Genomic DNA, 18,080 nt, shown 5'->3' with positions numbered 1-18,080 from the left:
TCTCAGGCGTCGCCGCAGGCCGCCATCGCGGCGGCGAAGGCCTCGCCCCGCTGCCGGTAGTCGCGGAACACCCCGAAGCTGGCCGCCGCGGGAGACAGCAGAACCACGCCGTCGCTCCGGGCCCAATCAAAGCCCGCGCGGGTGGCCGAGGCGAGGTCCGGCGCTGCTCGGACCGTGACGAATCGACCGGCCCCTGCGGCGGTGACGGCGTCGAGGATCCGCCCGCCGTTCTCCGGAATAGCCAGGAGCAGCAGCGGGGTGGTGCGCCGGCGCAGTCCCTCGCCGAGGGTCCGATAGTCGATTCCCCGGTCCTGGCCCCCGACGATCAGCGCGACGCGTCGGTCAGCGAAGGCGTCCACCGCCGCGAGAGCAGGCAACACGTTGGTGGATAGGCTGTCGTCGACGAACGTCACCCCGTCGATCTCACCGATCACCTGCAACCTGCTCTCCAGCCCGCCGAACCCCTCTGCCGCGGCACCAAGCGCCGGGGGGTCGTCCGCCTCGGGCACGCCCAGCGCGGAGAGCGCCTCCCGGGCGATGAGCGCGTTGCGGCGGTTGTGCCCCCCGAGCAGGCCCAACGGCTGCATCCAGGTCGCCCCGGCGTCGTCGGTCTCGTGCACCCACCGCACACGCGGCCCGAGCAGCGCCCGCCGTTCGCGTAGCAGCGCGCTGTCCCCATTGGCCACGGTGAGCTCGGCGCCCGGTTGGGCGGCGAGCGAGAGCTTGTCGCGGTAGTACGTCTCGGGATCGTCGCGGTGCCAAGGCAGGTGATCCGGGCTCAGCGAGGTCACGGCGACCACCGGCGGGCTGACCGGGACGTCGACCGCCTGGTAGCTGGAGACCTCGATGATCCAGAAGTCGAAGTCCGCGCCGACAGGCGGGTCGAAAGGTGGCACGCCGATGTTGCCGCCCACCAGCGCGCGGTAACCGAGCCGGGTCAGCAGATGCCCGGCAATGGCGGTCGTCGTGCTCTTGCCCTTGGTCCCGGTGATGCAGGCGACTCGACTGCGGTCGGCGCCCGCCAACCACAACCCCAGCCCGCCGACCACCGGGACCTTCGCCGCAGCCAGCGCGCGTACGGTCGGCCCGTAGGGCGAGACCCCGGGAGTCTTGATCACCACGTCGCAGTCGAGGAGGGCCTCGAGCCCTCCCGCTCCGGTCGCTAACACGCCCGCAGCGCGCGGCCGGTCGTCCACCAGCACCGGCTCGATGTCGCGGACCCGACAGGCGCGGACGTTCGCCTCGCCCTCGCGGCCGAGCCCGAGCACCCCGACCCGGCGGCCCGGCAGGTCAGCCCAGGAGAGCGTCGGGCGCATACCGGTCCGGGATGTGATGTTCGGAAAGGGGGGCCAGCAGGGTCTCGACGGACGGATCGATGAAGCCCTCGGACGCGCTGACGAGCGCCTTGAGGATCGGGTTGCCGCGCCGGTCAGGACGCTCGCCTGCCAGCCGGGCTGCCACCCGGCACTCGGCCTCGTCGCCCACGCACTCCCAGGGCTTGGCGTCGGGGTCGAGCGCCAACAACCTGCGAAACGTGCCGAGTAGCTCGGGCTCGGCGAGCGGCTCGGTCCCGGCGAACACCTGCCGCAGCTGCTCCGCCGGCACGAACGGAGCCAGCACGAGGTCGATGAAGCAGCACTTGTCACACCGGCCGCACCACTGCGACTGCCGGGTCGACCGGTCGATGTGGAAGGCGCGGTTGCAGCTGTGGAAGTGGTGCAGGTACCTCAGGTCTGTCGCGAACTCGCGGGCGATCCACAGCTCACTGAACGGGCGCAGCAGCGAGAAGTAGTCAGGCGCACCGAGCGCCTCAGCCACGACCGCCCGAAGGGTTGCCTCGAACTCGGCGCTCTTGGAGTACTGGTGGTTCAGTGGACGCCCGTTGACCACGAGCGTCGCTGAGGAGGCCGACCACTCGTTCGACATGACGACCGCGTCACGCCCGTCGAGCACCGCCGCGACCAGCGCGATCGCCGAGATGATGCCGGTGACGGGCACGTGCCCGTTGAGGAAGCCGAGCTCGCGCGAGCGCAGGATCTGCCCGTCGAGGACGCGTTCGGCGCGGACCACCGGGAGGCCTGTGAGGGCGGCGGGCTCCTCTATGGCAGCGAAGCGGTCTCCGGGGCGGTTGACGACGAACAACGCGGGGTCGTCCGCCCGTGGACGGATGAGCTCGACGCTCACAATCGAGTCAAGCCCACCGCCGAACGGGATCAGTGGACGGCCAGGCTTGGCGAGGTATGGCGTGGGGGTGTCGCGGGTACGCTCCGGCCCGACGATCTGCAGAGCGGACAGGTCCAGCTCGTTGCGGTGAGCGAATTCTCCGAGCCCATCCAGGTGGTAGCGGAGCAGCATCTTCCGCTCGAGCGGGGTGACCGCCGTGCTTGCGAGATCGATCACCGGCGGTGCGCCCGCCTTGTAGTATGAGATCCCGGCAAGGAGGAAGAGGAGACGCGCCGCCTCGGCCACCGCGGGCTGTGTCCAGTCACCGCCGCCAGGAAAGTTGAACGTCTCGTTGAACTCGCGGTCGTCGAGCCTGTATCGACACGTCAGACGATTGTGTCCGGGCTCAACGTCGAAGCCCACGTAGGTGAACCGTTCGGCTCGATGGCTCATGCGACACCCTCGCTGAGACCAGCGGCGCGAACGAGACGACCGCTGTTCGTTGTGACGCAACAGCAGAGGAGGCCCGAGCCCGGGGCGGTACAGACGGTTGTGAGGTGAACGCATCGTTCCGCCACGCCGGCCTCCATGAGCTGCAACGCCGCCACCGCGAGGGTTGCGGAGACTTTGAGTGCTGCACCTTCCGGTGCGGGCCAGGCAAGGGCAGGCAACTGCCCGCCCACCTCGCGGTGGGTGTTACCGACTGGGTTGATCGCGACCGGGGATGGCATCGACAGGAGTCTATCGTTGGGCCGCTGAGGCCGGACCGGCACCCACGGAGGCTGAGGCTGGTTTCGGGGCGACTCCCGGAAGCCCAGAAGGGGCATAGGTTGGCACATCTTAACTGCATAATCATTCGCTTGAGATGAAGTATCGATTTGAGCATTCTAGAGTTCGACTGAATCGAACGTGTTAGGTCATTTTGATGAGGGAGTCTGGGATGATGATCTCCCAATCTTCCGACAAGGTCTGGACGGATAGCCGGTTAAGGCTTCCAACGTACAATGCGATGTCGGCGGAGAAAAATTCATGAATGGCGTTCAAGATGTCCGGTGGCGTCGATGCGAGCACCTCGGCCATCTTGGATACTGTAATGTCTACTAATGGCGCGACGCAAGGAAGAACGAGTTCTTCAACGAGATCTCTCTCGAAACGTCGGTCGGACAGATGATCGAGCAGGTCTTCTGACCATCTAGGGGGGAAGTAGAGCCTTAGCAAGTCTGAGCTGGTCGCGACGAAGAGGTCAGAGGCGTCTACTAGCTGCGCTTGCGTATATGACGCAATGGGTTCGAGTCTTGCGATTGCTGACGTAGCTCGGAGACTGGAGGCAGTCGCCTCAAGCTCGCCGATCCCACTCGCATGCCGCTGAACTAGTGCATCTGCCCATGCCCGGTATGCAGGCTGAGTGCTCCCGGGCGCCGATCCAGGATGCGCGCCTGTAGATGTGTAAACGGTTGTTGGCACTTATCGCTCCCGCAGGGTGCTCGGTTAGGGATTGACGCGGTCGGTCATTGACATCATAATCATAGCATTAGTCGATTGTCTTGCTGAATCGAGCGCGTGAGAGGTGAATCCAGAGTGAGTTGGCCGCCTGAAGCTAAGATCTCAGAAGTAGTTGGAGGGGATTGGCCTGTCAGTCTGCGGAGCTTTGCTCAGTGGGCAGTCGCCGATGCTCCCTCGATATATCTCTTGCATTGCGCGCAAGAGATCGTTGAAAGTCTCATAAGGGCCGATGCTCTAGATGTGACCGCGCTAAAGAATGTCTGCCAGCTGTCTGGTGTCGCGGCAGCGTACTCGACTGAGAGCATTCACCAGAAGATGGATGCGCTACGAATTATCAATGTCCGTATCGCAGCTATGGGCCTGGACCAGCCTCTCAATATGGGCTGGGAGATATAGACGACGAGGCAGTTATTGCTACTATCGACCACTTGTTCAAGGTTTTCCAGCGCCACCGGGCGAAGCCTGCGATCTGTGTGCCCACTGCGCCGGTCGGTCATCACACCAACCTCCAACCCGCTCGCCTGGTTTAGGCGCGGGCGCTGTCGGTGGAAATTCTTCGTCGGATCCGAACCAGCCTCAGAACAGCGCCGTCCCTGCTGTGACGGCGCCGCCCGGTCGCCGTCGGACGAAGGGACCCGCCCGTGAACCACGAGCCGACCTGGCAGCGCAGCAGCTACAGCCAGGGCTCCGACCAGACCTGCGTCGACGTCGCGATCTCCGCGATCGCTGTGCACGTCCGCGACTCCAAGGACCCCGACGGCCCGATCCTGCGGTTCAGCACGGTCGAGTGGGCGGTGTTCCTGCGCGGCGTCCACGGTGGCGAGTTCGAGCTGCCGCGGTGAGCCCCCGTCAGCGCAACGCGCGGAGTCGGCCGGAGATCATGTCTCTGGTCGCCTCCGGCGCCAGCGCCTTCTCTGTGCTGTCCATCAGGGACCGACGGTAGATCTGCACCTCACCCGGGTCGTCGACGAAGAGGTTGCGTGACAGCTGCTCGGCGAACACGACCGGCGGTACTCTGTCGTCGAAGCCGAATAGGGAGAAGCCCACGCCGGCGGAGGCGTGGGCGCCGGCGCTGAACGGCAGGATCCGAAGGTCGACCGTGGACGCACTGGACATGGCGAGGAGGCTGCTCAGCTGCTCGGCCATGACCGCCAGTCCACCGACCGGACGGTGGAGCACCGCCTCGTCCAGCAGCACGGTTACGGCTGGCCGATCCTGCCGACTGAGCACCTGCTGGCGGCGCATCCGCAGCTCGAGACGCCGCTCCACCACAGCCGACCCGGCCGCGCTAGCCGACTCGAGGAGGGCGCGGGCGTACCCCCGCGTCTGCAGGAGGCCGGGGACGAGCGAGGTCGTGTGCTGCTCGATGCGGGCCGCTCCGTCCTCGAGCCCGTAGAAGGTCGCAGAACCGGCTGGGACGACGTCCGCGAACTCCTGCCACCAGCCACGGCTGCGGGCCTCGCGTGCCAGCTCGGTCATGAGCTCGCGCTCGGCGTCCCCGAGCCCGAGGAGCTCGGCGATCGCCCGGACGTCCTGGACGTTGGCGCCCACCGCTCCCGTTTCCATTCGGCTGACCTTGGCGGGCGAGCACTCCAGCCGCTGTGCGACGTCGTCGAGGGTTAGTCCCGCCGACAGTCGATGTCGCCGAAGGCCCGAGGCGAGGCGCAGCCTGCCGACCACGGCGTTGCGTGCCATCACCCACCCCCTCCTTGTCTCGTCGGGCTGGGTACAGCATACTGTGCTGCAACTTGCCCTCTGCAAATTGCAGTCGCAGTGGTGGGGTCTGCGAGGGGAAGACCACCAGGTGTCCGCCTGGCAATGGACCCGAACCGTGCAGCAAGTAACGGAACGGGGGTGGCCCGCGAAGCAGGGTTGACCCGAGAGCGTCCGGAATCATCGTCAGTTTGTCCAAAGGGGGCCGGAATGGGTGCGTGTCAGTCGTGCCGTGGCAAGGGGCGATGCCCCCGTTGTTCGGGCTCGGGAAAGACCGGTGGAATCATCACGAGCGTGTGCGACACCTGCCGGGGTCGACGCGTCTGCATCGAGTGCAATGGATCGGGGCGCAAGTAGGGTCATGGGAATTTTCTCGCGCAGGCCGACCGTTCCTCGGATCGAGCCGACGCCCACGCACCTCGACATCGAGTGGTTCCGCGACTACGTCGACGACGTGTTCGATCGTTCGGGGGTCGACCCGAACGATCGTGAGAACACCGTGGGTCTGCTTGGCAGGATCACCTCGATGCTCGGGCTGACGGCGCGGTCGCCGATGCTGCAGAACGACGCTGCCTGGGCGTGGGAGCAGACCCAGGCCTATATCGGCTCCGACGAGGGGATGCCCTGGAACGTCGCTTCCCTCGTCGCCGGGTGGGACGTGCGGTCCGTGCCCGTGATGGAGCAGGAGCTGGATAAGTTCCGTGTCATGGTGATCGACGCGGGCCGCCGGTTCGGCGAGTTCCGTGACGAGTAGATGTCTCCTGGAGAGAAGGACATGTCGAGCGGTGTGATCGCAGTCTTCTGGCTCGTCTTCCTGGGCGGGGTGCTCGTGTCCGGGTTCGTCCTCCGGGCCAGGGCGGGTATCGGGATATGGCGAGGGATGAAGGTGCTCGGACCGGATGGGTTCGGGCTGGGCTGGACCGTCACCGCGGCGCTCTGTTCCCTCGTGTGGCCCGTCACCCTCGTGCTGTGGCTCGCTCGCGGCCGACCGGAACCGCGCGTGGTGTTCAACGAGAAGGCGGCCGAGCGTCGTCGACGGTTGGAAGCCGAAGGGGCCGCCGATCGAACCTGACCGCGGACTTCGATTGCGTCATTGCGACGGGATATCGCTCGTCCGGTGATCGCCCGACACCATTCCAGCGGTAACGACCATCGACACGGCGCCGAGTAGGTCGGCATCCAGTGTGTCTGTCGCCCGGATTCCGTCGAAACGAGTCCGTGATGCGGACACCCCCCGAGGAGAAAGGACGCGTGGAGCCCACGTGACGATCGACGAGGCCGGAGTCTCCCCGCGGGCTCGAATGGAAGACCTCTCCACTCTCGAGACACTGGCGCGGACCGGGCCCGATATCGCGCAGGCCTCAGCGGTCGTCGACGCCGCGATGAAGGAACTCGTGGCCGCGGCGGCCGACGCATGCCGTGCGTGGCACCCGACTCTCGCGGACGACCTCCGCCGGGCCCGTGGGGTCGCCGCGGAGCTCTCGGAGGCCTTCACTCGCCGATGGGGCGCCGCGGTCGAGATGAACAGCGCGGTGACCCCGCTGCCGGTCGAGACGATCCCGGAGTGGATCGACGCCGCCGAACGCATGATCGACACAGTGGCACGCGCCTACGTCCCGCTCCGCCAGTCGAAGCGGGACCAAGCCCGATGGCTGGCCGCCGCGGCGGTCGCCGAGGTGCTCAAGGCCCGCGAGCGAGTCGAGTACCGCGCAGCCGAGGAGGCGTTCGACCGCTACCGGGCTCGCATCGTCGCCGAGCTCGACGGGGCACTGGGCGAGCGGAGCGAGGCAGTCGATCGCGCCTCGCGGGCAGTCGTCCTCCCGGCGGGCACCGGCGGCCTTGACGACCTCCGCCTGCTCGACGCCGTTCCGCGAGCAGGGGTCGGTCCGCTGCGGCTGGCCGTGGGAGCGCTCGAGCGACCGGAGTGCGCGGTGATGCTCAGCATGGCGGCGCCGTCCGTACGGAACCGACAGGTCACCCGCCTCGTCCTACGCACCGTGCCCAACCGGATCCCGTTGATCATCGACCTGGACCGGCATGGTGGGCTGATCACGGACGATCCCGGCACCGCGACGTCGCTGTTGCTGCGGATGCTCGCGCTCCTGCCTGCCGGTCGCCTCCGCGCCGACGTCTTCGACCCGCAGGCGCTGGGGGACAGCGTGCGCCCGATCTTCGCGCTGGGCGACGACGCGGTCCGAGTGATCGGCAACAAGGTGCGCACGGACGCTCGCGAGCTCGGCCAGCTGCTCGCCGAGATCGAGGACCACCTGACGTTCGTCACGCAGAAGTATCTCGGCGGGACGTACACCACGCTCACGGACTACAACGCCGCGGCGGGAGAGGTCGCCGAGCCGTATCGCCTCCTCATGCTCTACGACTTCCCGCGAGGGTTCCGTCGTCCGGACGGATCGCGGGACGAGGACGTCCTGGACCGGCTGAACAAGATCGTGGAGGCGGGCCCGCGCTGCGGCGTCTTCACCGTGGTGGTCGCTCCGGCGGGCGACGCCGAGCAGGTCGCTCAGACGCTGGGCGCGCAGTTGCCCACCCTGAACCGGGATGCCGTGCTCGACCGAGCGCTCGTCAGAGGGCTCACCGCCCTCGGCCCCACCGCGCTGACCGAGGGCATCGAAGACCTGCGTGGCTGCTCCTCGGACGTCGTGTCGGGCCTGGCGGCCGGCGCGACCCCCTTCCTTCAGTCGGTGCTGGCGCCACTGGTGTTCCGGCCGGATCCGGACCCCGACCCGCGTGTGGTCGAGGCGCTGATCGCCCACATCGGTCGTGGCCTGGCGACCGTCGACGACGTCCGGGTCGGGGTGCAGGGTCTGCATCGGCTCGCCCTGGCTGCGGAGCGCAAGGCCGCCGAGCGCGGCCTCCGCGCCCCGGCACCGCTGGCCGACCCGGCGGATGTGCTGAGCTGGTGGCGGGGCGACAGCACCTCCGGGATCTCTGCAGCGTTCGGGAGAGTCGGCGCCGCTGAGGTCGGCGAGCTGACCTTTGCCTCCGAGTTCCCGTCCGCGCTGCTGGGCGGGCGACCCGGTGCTGGCAAATCGGTGATGTTGCACGCGATCCTCGGGTCCTTGGTGCGCCGGTACGGCCCGGACCAGCTGGAGCTCTACCTGGTCGACATGCGCGAGGGTGTCGAGTTCCAGGTGTACGCGGCAGGGGGGCTGCCGCAGGCCAAGGTGGTCGCCGTCGAGTCCGATCGCGAGTTCGCGCTGTCGGTGCTGCGGAGCATCGAGCAGGAGCTGGAGCGGCGTGGGGAGATCCTGCGCCGTACGGGCGGCGAGCAGGTCGAGCTGGCGGGCTACCGCCGTACCACCGGGCAGCCGATGCCACGCACGCTCGTGGTGATCGACGAGTTCCACATGCTCTTCACGGTCGACGACGCGATCGCGAGCGAGGCCGGGCGCCTGCTCGACCGCATCATCCGGCAGGGGCGCGGCTTCGGGATCCACGCACTGCTCGCGTCCCAGACGCTCGACGGGATGATCGCCCTCGGGAAGCACACGCTACGGCTGGTCCCGGTGCGTGTCGCCCTCCAGTCGGACGAGGCCGACAGCCGCATCATCCTCGGCGAGGAGAACCCCGACGCACGCCTGCTGACCCGACCTGGCGAGGGGATCCTCAATCGACGAGGCGGGCTCCGGGACGCAAACGAGCGCTTCCAGGCGGTCTTCTCCGATGCTGAGGAGCGAGAGCAGTTGGTGCGCGCCCTTCGCGCATTGGCCGATGGTCGTGGCCACACCGCGCGTCCCGCGGTGTTCGAGAGCCGCCGCCTCTCGGAGCCGGACGACACCACGATTGCCGCGCTCCGCGGCGCGGTCTCCTCGACCGCCGTCGCAGTGCCCGTCGGGCTGCCGATGACGCTCGGTGGTCCGGTGGCGCTGGAGCTGCGCCGGGAGGCCGGCGGCAACCTCCTGGTCGTCGCGGACGAGGAGCGGGCCCGTGCCGTCCTGGCGCTGACGATCGTGGGGTGCGCGTCCGGGGGAGGGCGTATCCACGTTCTCGATCTCGCTGCCGCCGGCGAGGCGTGGCCCGCCACGCTGGAGCGGATCGCGCCCCTCGGCGGTCCGGTGACGACGACCCGGCGGAACGGGCTGCCGGGCCGCCTCCGCGAGCTCGCCGATCTCGTCGCGGAGCGGACCGAACGATCGGAGCTCCGCGCCGCGCCGGTTCTGCTCGTCGTCTGTGGGCTGCATCGAGCGCGCGACCTGGACGTCGACGACTACTCGGACGACGGACCCCACGCACTCCTGCACCGGATCCTCGTCGACGGCCCGGACGTCGGGGTGCACGTGGTCGCCTGGACCGACAAGCGCGCCGGTCTCGAACGGCGTCTTCGCCGCGAGGCGCAGCGGGAGTTCGCCGTCCGGCTCGCCGGACGGATGTCGGCGGAGGACAGCCGCGTCCTGATCGACGACGAGAGCGCGGCCGGGATCCCGGCGGAGCAGCTAGTGCTCGACGACCAGGACCGCAGCACCCGCACCAAGGTGCGGGCGTACGCCGCGCCCACGCAGGACTGGCTCGATCACGTGGTCGGCCGATGACCGGGCCTGCCCGCAGCCACACCGAGGCGGTGGCGGCGGTGGGCCGGGCACTCGCCGCCTACGAGACTCAGGCCGGGGTGGCCGCCGACGCCGCGCTGGTCGCCGCGAGGCGGATCGCCACGGATGCCGCGGCCGCGCAAGCCGACCGACAGCGACATCTCGAACGGGCCGAAGCGGATCTGCGGGCGTGCCGTGCGGAGCCCGAGGCGAGATGCACCGCCGAGCAGGCACGGGTCGTTCAGGAGCAGCATGGCCTCGAGGTGGCTCGGCGCGCGGTCTCGATGGCCGAGCGCGCGGTTCGCGACCTCGCGGCGAGCCGGGTCCGGTTCCGGTCCGAAGCGGCCGCGCTGATCACCCCAGGTCGCACCATGACGTCGGTGAAGGGCGCCGAGCTCGAGGCCTATCTGAGCTCCGTGGGCCTGCGGGCGGTGGCGTCCGCAGGGCCGGGGTCGTCCTCGGCCGGACCGGTGTCAGCGCAGCGACCGTCGGGAGGCGGGGGGCGTGACATCGGTGGGCTTCCCGAAGGATTCGAGCTCGTCGCGCTCGATCTCGTCGACGTTCCGGACCCTGTGACCGGCCGGGACCAGTTCGGCAAGGGTTACTCGCCGGAGGACATGGCTTGGGCGTTCTCGGCCTTCGACGACGTCGTCCTCCCCGCTCTCCGCGCGGGAGAGGGGAGTGAGTACTTCGCGAGCCTGGACGCGGCCGAAGGACGCATGGGCACCCGCAGCTACAGCGACACCTATAGCGGGTTCCTGGGGTCGGACGCGATCGTGCTCGAAGCCCGGCCGGGGGGTCGCTACGAGCTGAGCGAGAACGGTCGACACCGGTTCTGGGTGGCTCAGCAGACGGGACGGCCGACCGTGCCTGCACTGGTTCGCCGATGACCGCCGTAGCCAGGGCAGCGGAGGCGCTGCGCGACAGCACGGCCCGCCGCAACCAGGCGATCGACGATGCCGTCGCCGTCTGGAACGACGCGGCCTTCCGCGCGCTCCAGAACCGGATTCTGTCCCCGCTAGCACTCGCCGAGTCGCGGTTCGGCGTCGCCCTGCAGAGGGCAGAGGCCGAGCTGTCGCAGGTCGAGCGGATGCTCGCACAGCTCTGAACCCCAAGGAGAACCATGCCCGGGCGTGTGCACGCCAACCCGGACGACCTGAAGCGGTTGCGCCAGACGATCGACCGTGCCCAGCGCGAGATCGCGCAGGCCGTCCAGTCGATGAAACTGGGCCTGGCCCGCACGGACTGGGACGACGCGGGGCGGCGCAAGTTCGAGGAGCGGCTGGACCAGACCGTCGCCTCGATCCGCAGGTTCGACCAGGCGGCTTCGGAGCTGAAGCCGTACCTGGACCGCAAGGCCCGCGAGCTCGAGGCCTACCTCCGGTGAGCGGTTCCGCAGGACTCAGCGGGGTCGGGCGGATCGTCGTCCGCCGCGCCCGGCTGCTCGCTGTGGTCCCCCTCCTGCTCCCGCTCGTGGCATGGCTCATCCTGCCGGTGCCGTCGCCGCTCGACGACGGATGGTGGCAGGCACTGCCGGACCGTTACGAGTCGTTGCCGTCCGACGTCCTCCTCGGCGACGCCCTCGCCCTCGGCCTCGTGACCACCGTGGCGTCGATCGGGTTCCGGGCGAAGGGCTTCGTGCGGCTGCTCGCCGTCGTCGTGGTGGGTTCGACGGTGGTCGCGGTGGCGCGGGCGCTCCAGGGCGGGCTGTGCGGTGCCGGCGACTGCCTCGACTCGGTGGCTGCGCTCGGCGGGGTCCTGATCGCATGGCTGGTCGCCGTGGCAGCCGCCGTGACGGCATGGATGGCGACGCTCTCGTTCGACGGCGCACGACGCGCCACCTGAGGTGGAGGTCAAGTAGCTCATGGCATTGTTCGGCAAGCGCACCAACCGCGGGGTCCCGCCGGTCCCCGTCGCGCCGGCGACGATCACCGACGACGACCTCGGACGTCTCGCCACGCTTCTCTCGCGGTTCGAGGAGGCCATCGGCAGCGACCCGAGGACCCGCGCCGCCGTGCTCGACATCGCGACGGCCGGCGGCGCGTTGTCGGTCGAGGACAACGTGCGACACGCGGCCGCCACCGGCCAGGCCGACGTCGACCAGCCTTGGCGATGGCTGGGCCGCGCGGCCGAGGCGGCCCAGCGGCGAGGGGACTGGGAGCTGATCGCGCACATCGGTCTCTTCGCTGGGATGTTCATGACGAGTTTCGCGCCGCACCTGACGCTCGCGGACCAGCTCGACATGCGTCTGAGCGGGGGATCCGCCCAGTCCCTGGGGGTGATCTACACGGTCGTCCTGGACGTCCTGCCATCCGCTCCACGGGACTTCGTCGTCGTCGACCATCCGACGGGCCGGATGACGGTGGACAACGTCCTGCTCATGTGCGCGGTCAACGCCATGGATTTGAGCGACGACCTGCTCTCGCCGTCCGCCGCGGCGCAGGCCGCGGCGATAGTGGGCTGAGCGATGGGTACACCGAAGCCGAGCAGGGGCGACGATCTCGTCACGGCCCGGGCGGTGCAGGCGGTCGTCGCCATCGCCACGCCGATCGTCGGAGGTCTGGCCGTGGCACCTGCTGTGCCGACGCCGCGAGCCGGGGTGCGCGGGCGTGGCGCTGCTCTCGCCGGTCGGGCGGCCGTGGCCCTCGCCCGGCCGGAAGAGGGAACCCTCGACGAACGATGCGAATGGTGGATCAACCGCGTCGGGGGCTTCGCCACGGTCGGTGCGACAGCGGCCTCGTCGGTCGGACCGCTCGCGGACTCGGTGGCGGTCCCGGACCTGCTCGGTGCCGCGGCCGAGTGTCTGGTGGCGTGCGGGATCGCCAGGGAGTACGGCGTGACCGATCCCGAAAGCCTGTCCCGCCTGGTGGCACACGTCATTCTGGGTCGAGACGATGTGCAGCTGGTCCCGGGCCGAACGGTGGAGGACCGGCGCACACCACCGGGCGGTGCGTCACTCGCCCGCGAGGCGGTGCGGCTCGGCCTCGCGGTGCGGTCACTAACCGGCGAGATCCGAGATCGGCGCTCGGACGACTCCGCCCGGCGCGGCCTGTTGAGGCGAGCGCCGGTGGTAAGGGTAGTCACCGACTTTCGCCGCGGCCGGTCGACCCTCGCCGTAGTAGCGAGCCGCACTCGGGCATGGCTCGAACGGGAGAAGGAAGGTCTCGATGAACCAGGCCGTTGAACAGCTTGAGCGAATCGTCTCGATGGCGCAGGAGACGGTGAAGGGAGCAACCGACGGGTTCACGATCCCGTACTCAATGTTCGACATGCTCGAGACAGGGGCGGGGTTCGGTCTCTCGAGGGGGTACGGGCTGTCGCTGGTCTACGGCGACGTGACGGATGCGGCGCCGGGTTCCTGGAGCCTTCAGATCGCGTCTGCGCTGGCTGTCGACGTGCCACATCGCCCGGAGATCGGGATGTGGGTCAACGAGATGAACAGTCAGGCCGTGCTGGGGAAGTACTACTACCGCGTAACCCAGGACGGCACGATGAGCGCCGCGATATGGGAGATGTTCGCCTGGAGCCGGCTGTTCGAGGACCTCCGCGGGGCCGCGGGCCAGGCAGTGCTCCAGTGGCTCATCGAGCACCTCCGCGAGGCGTTGAACGCCTCGAGCGAAGTCGCCGCGGGATTCATCGCGCGTTTCGGCGGCCGTCAGCTCATGCCCAACGAGGACGACATGACCACGCTCCTGGTGATCTCCAGCGGGTAATGATCTGCGCCGTTCCGAGCACTACGAAGATCATGTTGTGCAACCTTGGCTTGGGATGACGAGATATCGCCCGCGCGGGCCTTGACGTTCCCAGGTGCAAACGTCGAAGATTACAGCATCGCTGTCGCCCAGCTCGGAGGATCGAATGCTTGACCATCTCCCACTCGCTGTCCGCGATGCCGCCGAGCGCGAGCTGCCTCAGTCAATGATCGATGCGCAGCATGCCATCAGAACACCGGAGGTTCAGGCGATTATTCGCGAGCTAGCCAAGCACAATCTTGCTGTTTGCATGCCGCATATGCATGCCGTAGGCGAATTCGTGGAGCAACCAGCTGACGTCGTTCAGGTTGAAATCAAGTCTGATTTTGTCTCGACTGAGATGTTCGCCAGTCTAGGCACCCTGCCTGTTTCGTGGCGGTGGCACGAGGGGCGAGTGACCGTCACCGGGTCCTGCCATGTCCTGCACCGGAAATGTGACTGACAGCAAAGCCGTTTGAAATGCTTTGGGCGAAGGCGAGGCAACTAGTGGGAGCCATCCCGTCTTTCCTGTCGTGAATGCTGGACTTCCGTTAGCGATGCGTGGTGCCTCTCTTGATGAGCGGTCAAGCACTCGGCTGCCCGACGCCGTGGTAGAAGCCCGGATAGCAAACGTTGACGCCTCACCAGTCGTGAAGGGCTTGTCCGAGCCATTAGTGGTGATCATCACCCAGCGATTTGATCCTCATGCAGACGTAGTCGAGGCTGCACTTGCGCGTTCGAGCGCCCAATCATTCCGGATCGACATTGAAGATGCTCATCGCTTCTTGTTTAACTGGGACAGTGAAAGCCAGGGCGTTTCTCTAACAAGCATTGGCTCTGACCATGGACTGACCATTAACGATGCGGCGTCTTGCTATTATCGACGACCGGTTGGAGCTGTAGGGCATCCGGCATTAACTGGGCCGTCCGCGAGTTTCACAGCTCGCGAGATGCAGAAATTCTTAGAAGGAATTTACTGCCTTCCGGGACTTAGGTGGATCTCGTCGCCAGTGTCACTTTGGAACGCGGGTGCGAAACCCGGGCAACTAGTCATAGCTAAACGTCTAGGCCTTGATATCCCGAGAACGGCAATAACCAGCAACCCAGGGAAGGCGGTCAAGTTCGCACAAGCATTGGGCACTGATATGGTTGTCAAGCCCCTGGATTCGGGTACTCTTGATGTCGCTTCCGGGAGTCTTGAGTTTTCAGCTAGACGACTGACTCTGTTTGAGCTAGTCCGAGATGCCTCATCAATCAGTCTCGCCCCGACGCTACTTCAGGAGTACATCCAAAAACGCTCCGAAGTGCGGGTAACCGTGATTGGAGGTGATGTACATGCAGTTGAATTTGAACCCCGCGATCTTGAGGAAACAATCGATTGGAGTCAGCTACATTCCGGACTTGAATATCGAGTCATCTTGCTACCTGAAGACCTACAGACGCGCATCCGCAAATTCGTCACGTGGTACGGTCTTGAGTTCAGTGCATTAGATTTCGCCCGAAGTACTAGCGGGGACTTAATTTTCCTTGAAAACAACCCAAATGGAGCCTGGTACTGGCTGGAGCTTGAAACTGGTCTGCCGTTGTCGGATCGCATGGCCGAACTACTGACGCGCCCTCGCTTAGCAGCCACTTGCTGACGGCATTTGCCCAAATTTTCAGTTGCACGCACAGCACGGCGAAGAATCAAAGATCAAACCGGCTGCCAGGGTCCTTCGAGGCATATTGGAGGAGTCATTCAGACTGCGCCGGCAGCCAAATCGTTACTTGGGGCCGCCGCACCTAGACGTCATCGATAGTGACTTTAGGTGTTAAAACGCCCAGATGGGGCCACCCCGGGTCCGATCGAGCACCGCGTCAGGCCGATCGACTCCAGACCTGTAGGGAGGCGCTCCTTGCTGGACGGATCTACATCGTGCCCAAGCCGTTCCGAAGGAGTTCCGCCGCGATGTGATCGCTCGCCCGCGAGGGTGGCTGGTCCGCGGCCCAAGTAGCTCTTAGCTTCGGGATCTTCGAACCTTGCCTGCAACACACGCTCAAGATCGCCCGACCACGAAGAGGCATGACCCCTCGAACGCAACGGAGAACCTGCCGGAGACCGGGCAGAGCGAGCTCGAGCAGGAGAACAAGATCCTGCGCTGGCGACCTTGGATCAGCGGGTACACCCGACTTCCAGACTCGTAACGCCTCGGATACTCTCGGCGATATTTACTTGCAGCACCGTCCCGGGAAGCACTCCTCGGGCGTCCAGCCGCGCAGCAGCAAGACCTCTCGATAAGGAGCTCTGAGGTGTTCGCCAAGAAGTCAGCCGCTTACAAAGAGGCTGAAGATATAATCAACAGCCTGGCTTACTCATTCTTGAGAGGTTCCGTTCACGAGTCACCCGGAGCGCGAAATACACTGGGCGACCAACTGGCCAATCTTGCCCCCGAGCTCACGGCCAAGGAGCGAGCCAAGCTGCGATCTAACCCTCCGAATATCGTTGCAGCGTTTCCGCAAGAAGCAAAGCGCAACTTCGAATCCTTCCTAAATCACGCTTTCGGCTAAAATAGGTCGAATGGCCGGGTCCCATTTGGCCGTATTCAACGATAGGCCGCAACATGTGCCGCAACGCGACCCCAGCCTTGGACACGCGCGCAGTCAGACGCGGGCGGCTGAGGTTAGCTAACAAAGCTTAGGGGCCCGCCCGTAACCCTTGACTTTCGATTTTGGGAGACCGATGGCACTGCTCGATCATCAACGAGTCTGGACTTTCACTGTTTCTGGTACAGCTGAACAGTGTCTGGCGGCGTTCACGAGGGCACTGACCGGCAAGAGTTCGTTGAGCATGCGTAAGGTCAAATGGGACGTCAAGCGAGGCGCTACCGAGTCAGGCGCGCCGGTAGTGACCGGAACCTACGGGGGGCGAGGGGGCCTAGCGGGCGCCATGACTGGCGGCAGGGGGAGTCGCACCGCTCAGGTCGAATCGGTCGCACTTGGTTCGCAACTGACCTTTGCTATTGGTGAATATGACGAGGCGTCAGGTCGTTGCACGTGCGTCATGAACCTAGCCTCACGAGGTACAAGGTTCGGCCTTACGGCCGACGCTGGCTTCTTCCGGAGCTACATGAACGATGTCGCCAAGCAGCTAAGATCTCTCGACTCGGATATGCAATTAGTGAAATCAGGCTGAACGGACGGCTGCGGCGAGCCACAAACGGAAAATTTGAATCCAATCGTGGCGCAAATGTCTGGTTAACATGCCACCGTGCCGTCGAGCCAGGTCGACCGGCGCGCCGGCACAGCCTCGATGGCTCCGGCGACCACAGCATTACGACAGCGGCCACGACGGTCTCGTCTACGTTCAACTACCGGCATATCTATGTGCACTCCGCTCGCCGGCGCGAGGGCGCAGCATGACCTGCTCGCGTGGAACATGCGGACGATTCTGTTCGCAATCGTGAACACTCCGGCCGACCTCGGCCCCGTAGAGGGACGGTGATCACGAGGTGTCCGCCGACCTGGACGACTAGCCGACCGAGGTCCAGCCCTCGCGTGGCACGGCCGTTCACGATCGCGAACGATCTCGCCCGCTTGCCGGTGATCGTGCAGTGGGCGGCTTTAGCCCGGGCTCTTCATGGCGGGCTGGGCGGTAGGTGACCCCCGAAAGGAGAAAGTGCCTCGTGACCAGGTAGGACAGGGCTTGCTGAGGGCTCTGTTCACCGCGGTCGAGGAGGCACTTTCCGAGTGCAGGTTACAACCACCCGTCCGAAGATCATCGTGACCGCCGACGGGGCCGGGGTCGTGTCCCACGCAGGGTCGCGTCTGCTGGCCGACGTTGCTGACCGCACCACTCTGACTGGCGAGTTGTCGCAGGTTCTGGACGTGTTGCGGCGGCCGGGAACCCGACATGATCCAGGCCGGATTCTGGTGGACCTGGCGGTCGCGGTCGCCGACGGCGCGACCACGATCTCCGAGATCGACGTGCTGCGCGACCAGACCGAGTTGTTCGGGCCGGTGGCGTCGGACTCGACGTGCTGGCGGCTACTCGACCGCCTCGACGACACCGCCCTCGCCCGGGTAGCCGCGGCGCGGGCGAGGGCACGGGAGGTGCTCTGGGACCAGCACGCCGAACGCCACGGACGCCCGTTCCCGCCCGCGCGCGTGGCCGGCCAGGACCTGGATGCCGATGTCGTGGTCGTCGGTACCGGGGTGGACGTCGGTGTGGAGATCGCGGTCGGGTTGGCGGACGGTGTTGCGGCGCCGGCCTCACCGCACGCGGAGCTGCCGAGCGTCGCGACGAAAGGACGACCGTGAGGCTGAGGGTGGTGGCCGGCCGATGGCGTCTCGTCCGAGCTGGGCAGGTGGTGAGGGCTGAGTTCACGTGGATGGCCGGGCGGGGAGCCCTCCCCGTTGCTCCCTTTGGAGCAGCGTCCTCAAAGTTGCG

The 18,080-nt window shown here is 66.6% G+C and carries 18 protein-coding genes and 1 pseudogene; 15 read left to right on the top strand and 4 right to left on the bottom strand.

The window, feature by feature from the left end:
- Nucleotides 1-2: 2 nt before the first annotated feature.
- The 3 genes from murD to ABD993_RS00240 all read right to left on the bottom strand — a co-directional run bounded on the left by murD (nucleotide 3) and on the right by ABD993_RS00240 (nucleotide 3,243).
- Nucleotides 3-1,316, bottom strand: a complete 1,314-nt coding sequence (gene murD / locus ABD993_RS00250) for a UDP-N-acetylmuramoyl-L-alanine--D-glutamate ligase (RefSeq protein ID WP_345411440.1) — start codon at nucleotides 1,314-1,316, stop codon at nucleotides 3-5.
- Complete coding sequence (locus tag ABD993_RS00245) at nucleotides 1,291-2,616, bottom strand: MurL-like N-terminal domain-containing (protein WP_345411438.1); 1,326 nt, start codon at nucleotides 2,614-2,616, stop codon at nucleotides 1,291-1,293. The genes murD and ABD993_RS00245 overlap by 26 nt, the downstream gene beginning before the upstream one ends.
- A gap of 459 nt (nucleotides 2,617-3,075) precedes the next feature.
- Nucleotides 3,076-3,243, bottom strand: a complete 168-nt coding sequence (locus ABD993_RS00240) for a hypothetical protein (RefSeq protein ID WP_345411436.1) — start codon at nucleotides 3,241-3,243, stop codon at nucleotides 3,076-3,078.
- A gap of 1,064 nt (nucleotides 3,244-4,307) precedes the next feature.
- Between ABD993_RS00240 and ABD993_RS00235 the strand changes: the two genes are divergently transcribed.
- Nucleotides 4,308-4,508 carry a DUF397 domain-containing protein gene (locus tag ABD993_RS00235; RefSeq protein ID WP_345411434.1) on the top strand — a complete coding sequence of 67 codons (201 nt, stop codon included), beginning with the start codon at nucleotides 4,308-4,310 and terminating at the stop codon, nucleotides 4,506-4,508.
- Nucleotides 4,509-4,515: 7 nt separating this feature from the next.
- Here the strand turns inward: ABD993_RS00235 and ABD993_RS00230 are convergent, their stop codons facing one another.
- Nucleotides 4,516-5,361, bottom strand: a complete 846-nt coding sequence (locus ABD993_RS00230) for a helix-turn-helix domain-containing protein (protein WP_345411432.1) — start codon at nucleotides 5,359-5,361, stop codon at nucleotides 4,516-4,518.
- A gap of 379 nt (nucleotides 5,362-5,740) precedes the next feature.
- On the opposite strand from ABD993_RS00230, the gene ABD993_RS00225 reads away from it, so the two are divergent.
- From ABD993_RS00225 to ABD993_RS00160, 14 genes and pseudogenes are all read left to right on the top strand, one after another.
- Nucleotides 5,741-6,133 (top strand): hypothetical protein, encoded by a 393-nt coding sequence (locus ABD993_RS00225; RefSeq protein ID WP_345411430.1) that lies wholly within the window; start codon nucleotides 5,741-5,743, stop codon nucleotides 6,131-6,133.
- Nucleotides 6,134-6,166: 33 nt separating this feature from the next.
- On the top strand, nucleotides 6,167-6,451 hold the full coding sequence (locus ABD993_RS00220) for a hypothetical protein (RefSeq protein WP_345411428.1): 285 nt from the start codon (nucleotides 6,167-6,169) through the stop codon (nucleotides 6,449-6,451).
- 190 nt (nucleotides 6,452-6,641) lie between these two features.
- Nucleotides 6,642-9,926, top strand: a complete 3,285-nt coding sequence (locus ABD993_RS00215; protein ID WP_345411426.1) for an FtsK/SpoIIIE domain-containing protein — start codon at nucleotides 6,642-6,644, stop codon at nucleotides 9,924-9,926.
- A complete protein-coding gene (locus ABD993_RS00210) occupies nucleotides 9,923-10,813 on the top strand; it encodes a hypothetical protein (protein WP_345411424.1) in 891 nt (296 codons plus the stop codon). Before ABD993_RS00215 ends, ABD993_RS00210 begins: the two co-directional genes overlap by 4 nt.
- Nucleotides 10,810-11,031: a hypothetical protein gene (locus ABD993_RS00205; protein ID WP_345411422.1), complete on the top strand. Its 222-nt coding sequence runs from the start codon at nucleotides 10,810-10,812 to the stop codon at nucleotides 11,029-11,031. Before ABD993_RS00210 ends, ABD993_RS00205 begins: the two co-directional genes overlap by 4 nt.
- A 15-nt stretch (nucleotides 11,032-11,046) precedes the next feature.
- Nucleotides 11,047-11,310, top strand: coding sequence for a hypothetical protein (locus ABD993_RS00200; RefSeq protein WP_345411420.1), 264 nt, complete (start codon nucleotides 11,047-11,049; stop codon nucleotides 11,308-11,310).
- On the top strand, nucleotides 11,307-11,768 hold the full coding sequence (locus ABD993_RS00195; protein WP_345411418.1) for a hypothetical protein: 462 nt from the start codon (nucleotides 11,307-11,309) through the stop codon (nucleotides 11,766-11,768). The genes ABD993_RS00200 and ABD993_RS00195 overlap by 4 nt, the downstream gene beginning before the upstream one ends.
- A 19-nt stretch (nucleotides 11,769-11,787) precedes the next feature.
- Entirely contained in the window at nucleotides 11,788-12,387 is a 600-nt protein-coding gene (locus ABD993_RS00190; protein ID WP_345411416.1) for a hypothetical protein, read from the top strand.
- 54 nt (nucleotides 12,388-12,441) lie between these two features.
- The gene (locus tag ABD993_RS00185) at nucleotides 12,442-13,107 is read left to right on the top strand and encodes a hypothetical protein (protein WP_345411414.1); all 666 of its coding nucleotides are present in this window, start codon (nucleotides 12,442-12,444) and stop codon (nucleotides 13,105-13,107) included.
- Nucleotides 13,091-13,636, top strand: coding sequence for a hypothetical protein (locus tag ABD993_RS00180; protein WP_345411412.1), 546 nt, complete (start codon nucleotides 13,091-13,093; stop codon nucleotides 13,634-13,636). Before ABD993_RS00185 ends, ABD993_RS00180 begins: the two co-directional genes overlap by 17 nt.
- A gap of 145 nt (nucleotides 13,637-13,781) precedes the next feature.
- A complete protein-coding gene (locus ABD993_RS00175) occupies nucleotides 13,782-14,117 on the top strand; it encodes a hypothetical protein (protein WP_345411410.1) in 336 nt (111 codons plus the stop codon).
- A 214-nt stretch (nucleotides 14,118-14,331) separates the two neighbouring features.
- On the top strand, nucleotides 14,332-15,294 hold the full coding sequence (locus ABD993_RS00170; RefSeq protein ID WP_345411408.1) for an MvdC/MvdD family ATP grasp protein: 963 nt from the start codon (nucleotides 14,332-14,334) through the stop codon (nucleotides 15,292-15,294).
- A gap of 649 nt (nucleotides 15,295-15,943) precedes the next feature.
- On the top strand, nucleotides 15,944-16,201 hold the full coding sequence (locus ABD993_RS00165) for a hypothetical protein (RefSeq protein ID WP_345411404.1): 258 nt from the start codon (nucleotides 15,944-15,946) through the stop codon (nucleotides 16,199-16,201).
- Nucleotides 16,202-17,380: 1,179 nt separating this feature from the next.
- Nucleotides 17,381-17,833: pseudogene (locus ABD993_RS00160) on the top strand (transposase); the annotation flags it as partial.
- Nucleotides 17,834-18,080 lie beyond the last annotated feature (247 nt).

The organism is Pseudonocardia xishanensis (assembly GCF_039541715.1).
GTDB lineage: Bacteria > Actinomycetota > Actinomycetes > Mycobacteriales > Pseudonocardiaceae > Pseudonocardia > Pseudonocardia xishanensis.
Note: the sequence above shows the minus strand (reverse complement) of the source record. Positions and strands in the feature narration are given on the sequence as shown.

Bases quoted from the DNA above. Each gene is read 5' to 3' on its own strand.
- ABD993_RS00225 (WP_345411430.1), top strand. From the start codon at position 5,741: ATGGGAATTTTCTCGCGCAGGCCGACCGTTCCTCGGATCGAGCCGACG.
- ABD993_RS00200 (WP_345411420.1), top strand. From the start codon at position 11,047: ATGCCCGGGCGTGTGCACGCCAACCCGGACGACCTGAAGCGGTTGCGC.
- ABD993_RS00180 (WP_345411412.1), top strand. From the start codon at position 13,091: ATGAACCAGGCCGTTGAACAGCTTGAGCGAATCGTCTCGATGGCGCAG.
- ABD993_RS00190 (WP_345411416.1), top strand. From the start codon at position 11,788: ATGGCATTGTTCGGCAAGCGCACCAACCGCGGGGTCCCGCCGGTCCCC.
- ABD993_RS00205 (WP_345411422.1), top strand. From the start codon at position 10,810: ATGACCGCCGTAGCCAGGGCAGCGGAGGCGCTGCGCGACAGCACGGCC.
- ABD993_RS00245 (WP_345411438.1), bottom strand. From the start codon at position 2,616: ATGAGCCATCGAGCCGAACGGTTCACCTACGTGGGCTTCGACGTTGAG.
- ABD993_RS00210 (WP_345411424.1), top strand. From the start codon at position 9,923: ATGACCGGGCCTGCCCGCAGCCACACCGAGGCGGTGGCGGCGGTGGGC.
- ABD993_RS00240 (WP_345411436.1), bottom strand. From the start codon at position 3,243: ATGGCCGAGGTGCTCGCATCGACGCCACCGGACATCTTGAACGCCATT.
- ABD993_RS00175 (WP_345411410.1), top strand. From the start codon at position 13,782: ATGCTTGACCATCTCCCACTCGCTGTCCGCGATGCCGCCGAGCGCGAG.
- ABD993_RS00230 (WP_345411432.1), bottom strand. From the start codon at position 5,361: ATGGCACGCAACGCCGTGGTCGGCAGGCTGCGCCTCGCCTCGGGCCTT.
- murD (WP_345411440.1), bottom strand. From the start codon at position 1,316: ATGCGCCCGACGCTCTCCTGGGCTGACCTGCCGGGCCGCCGGGTCGGG.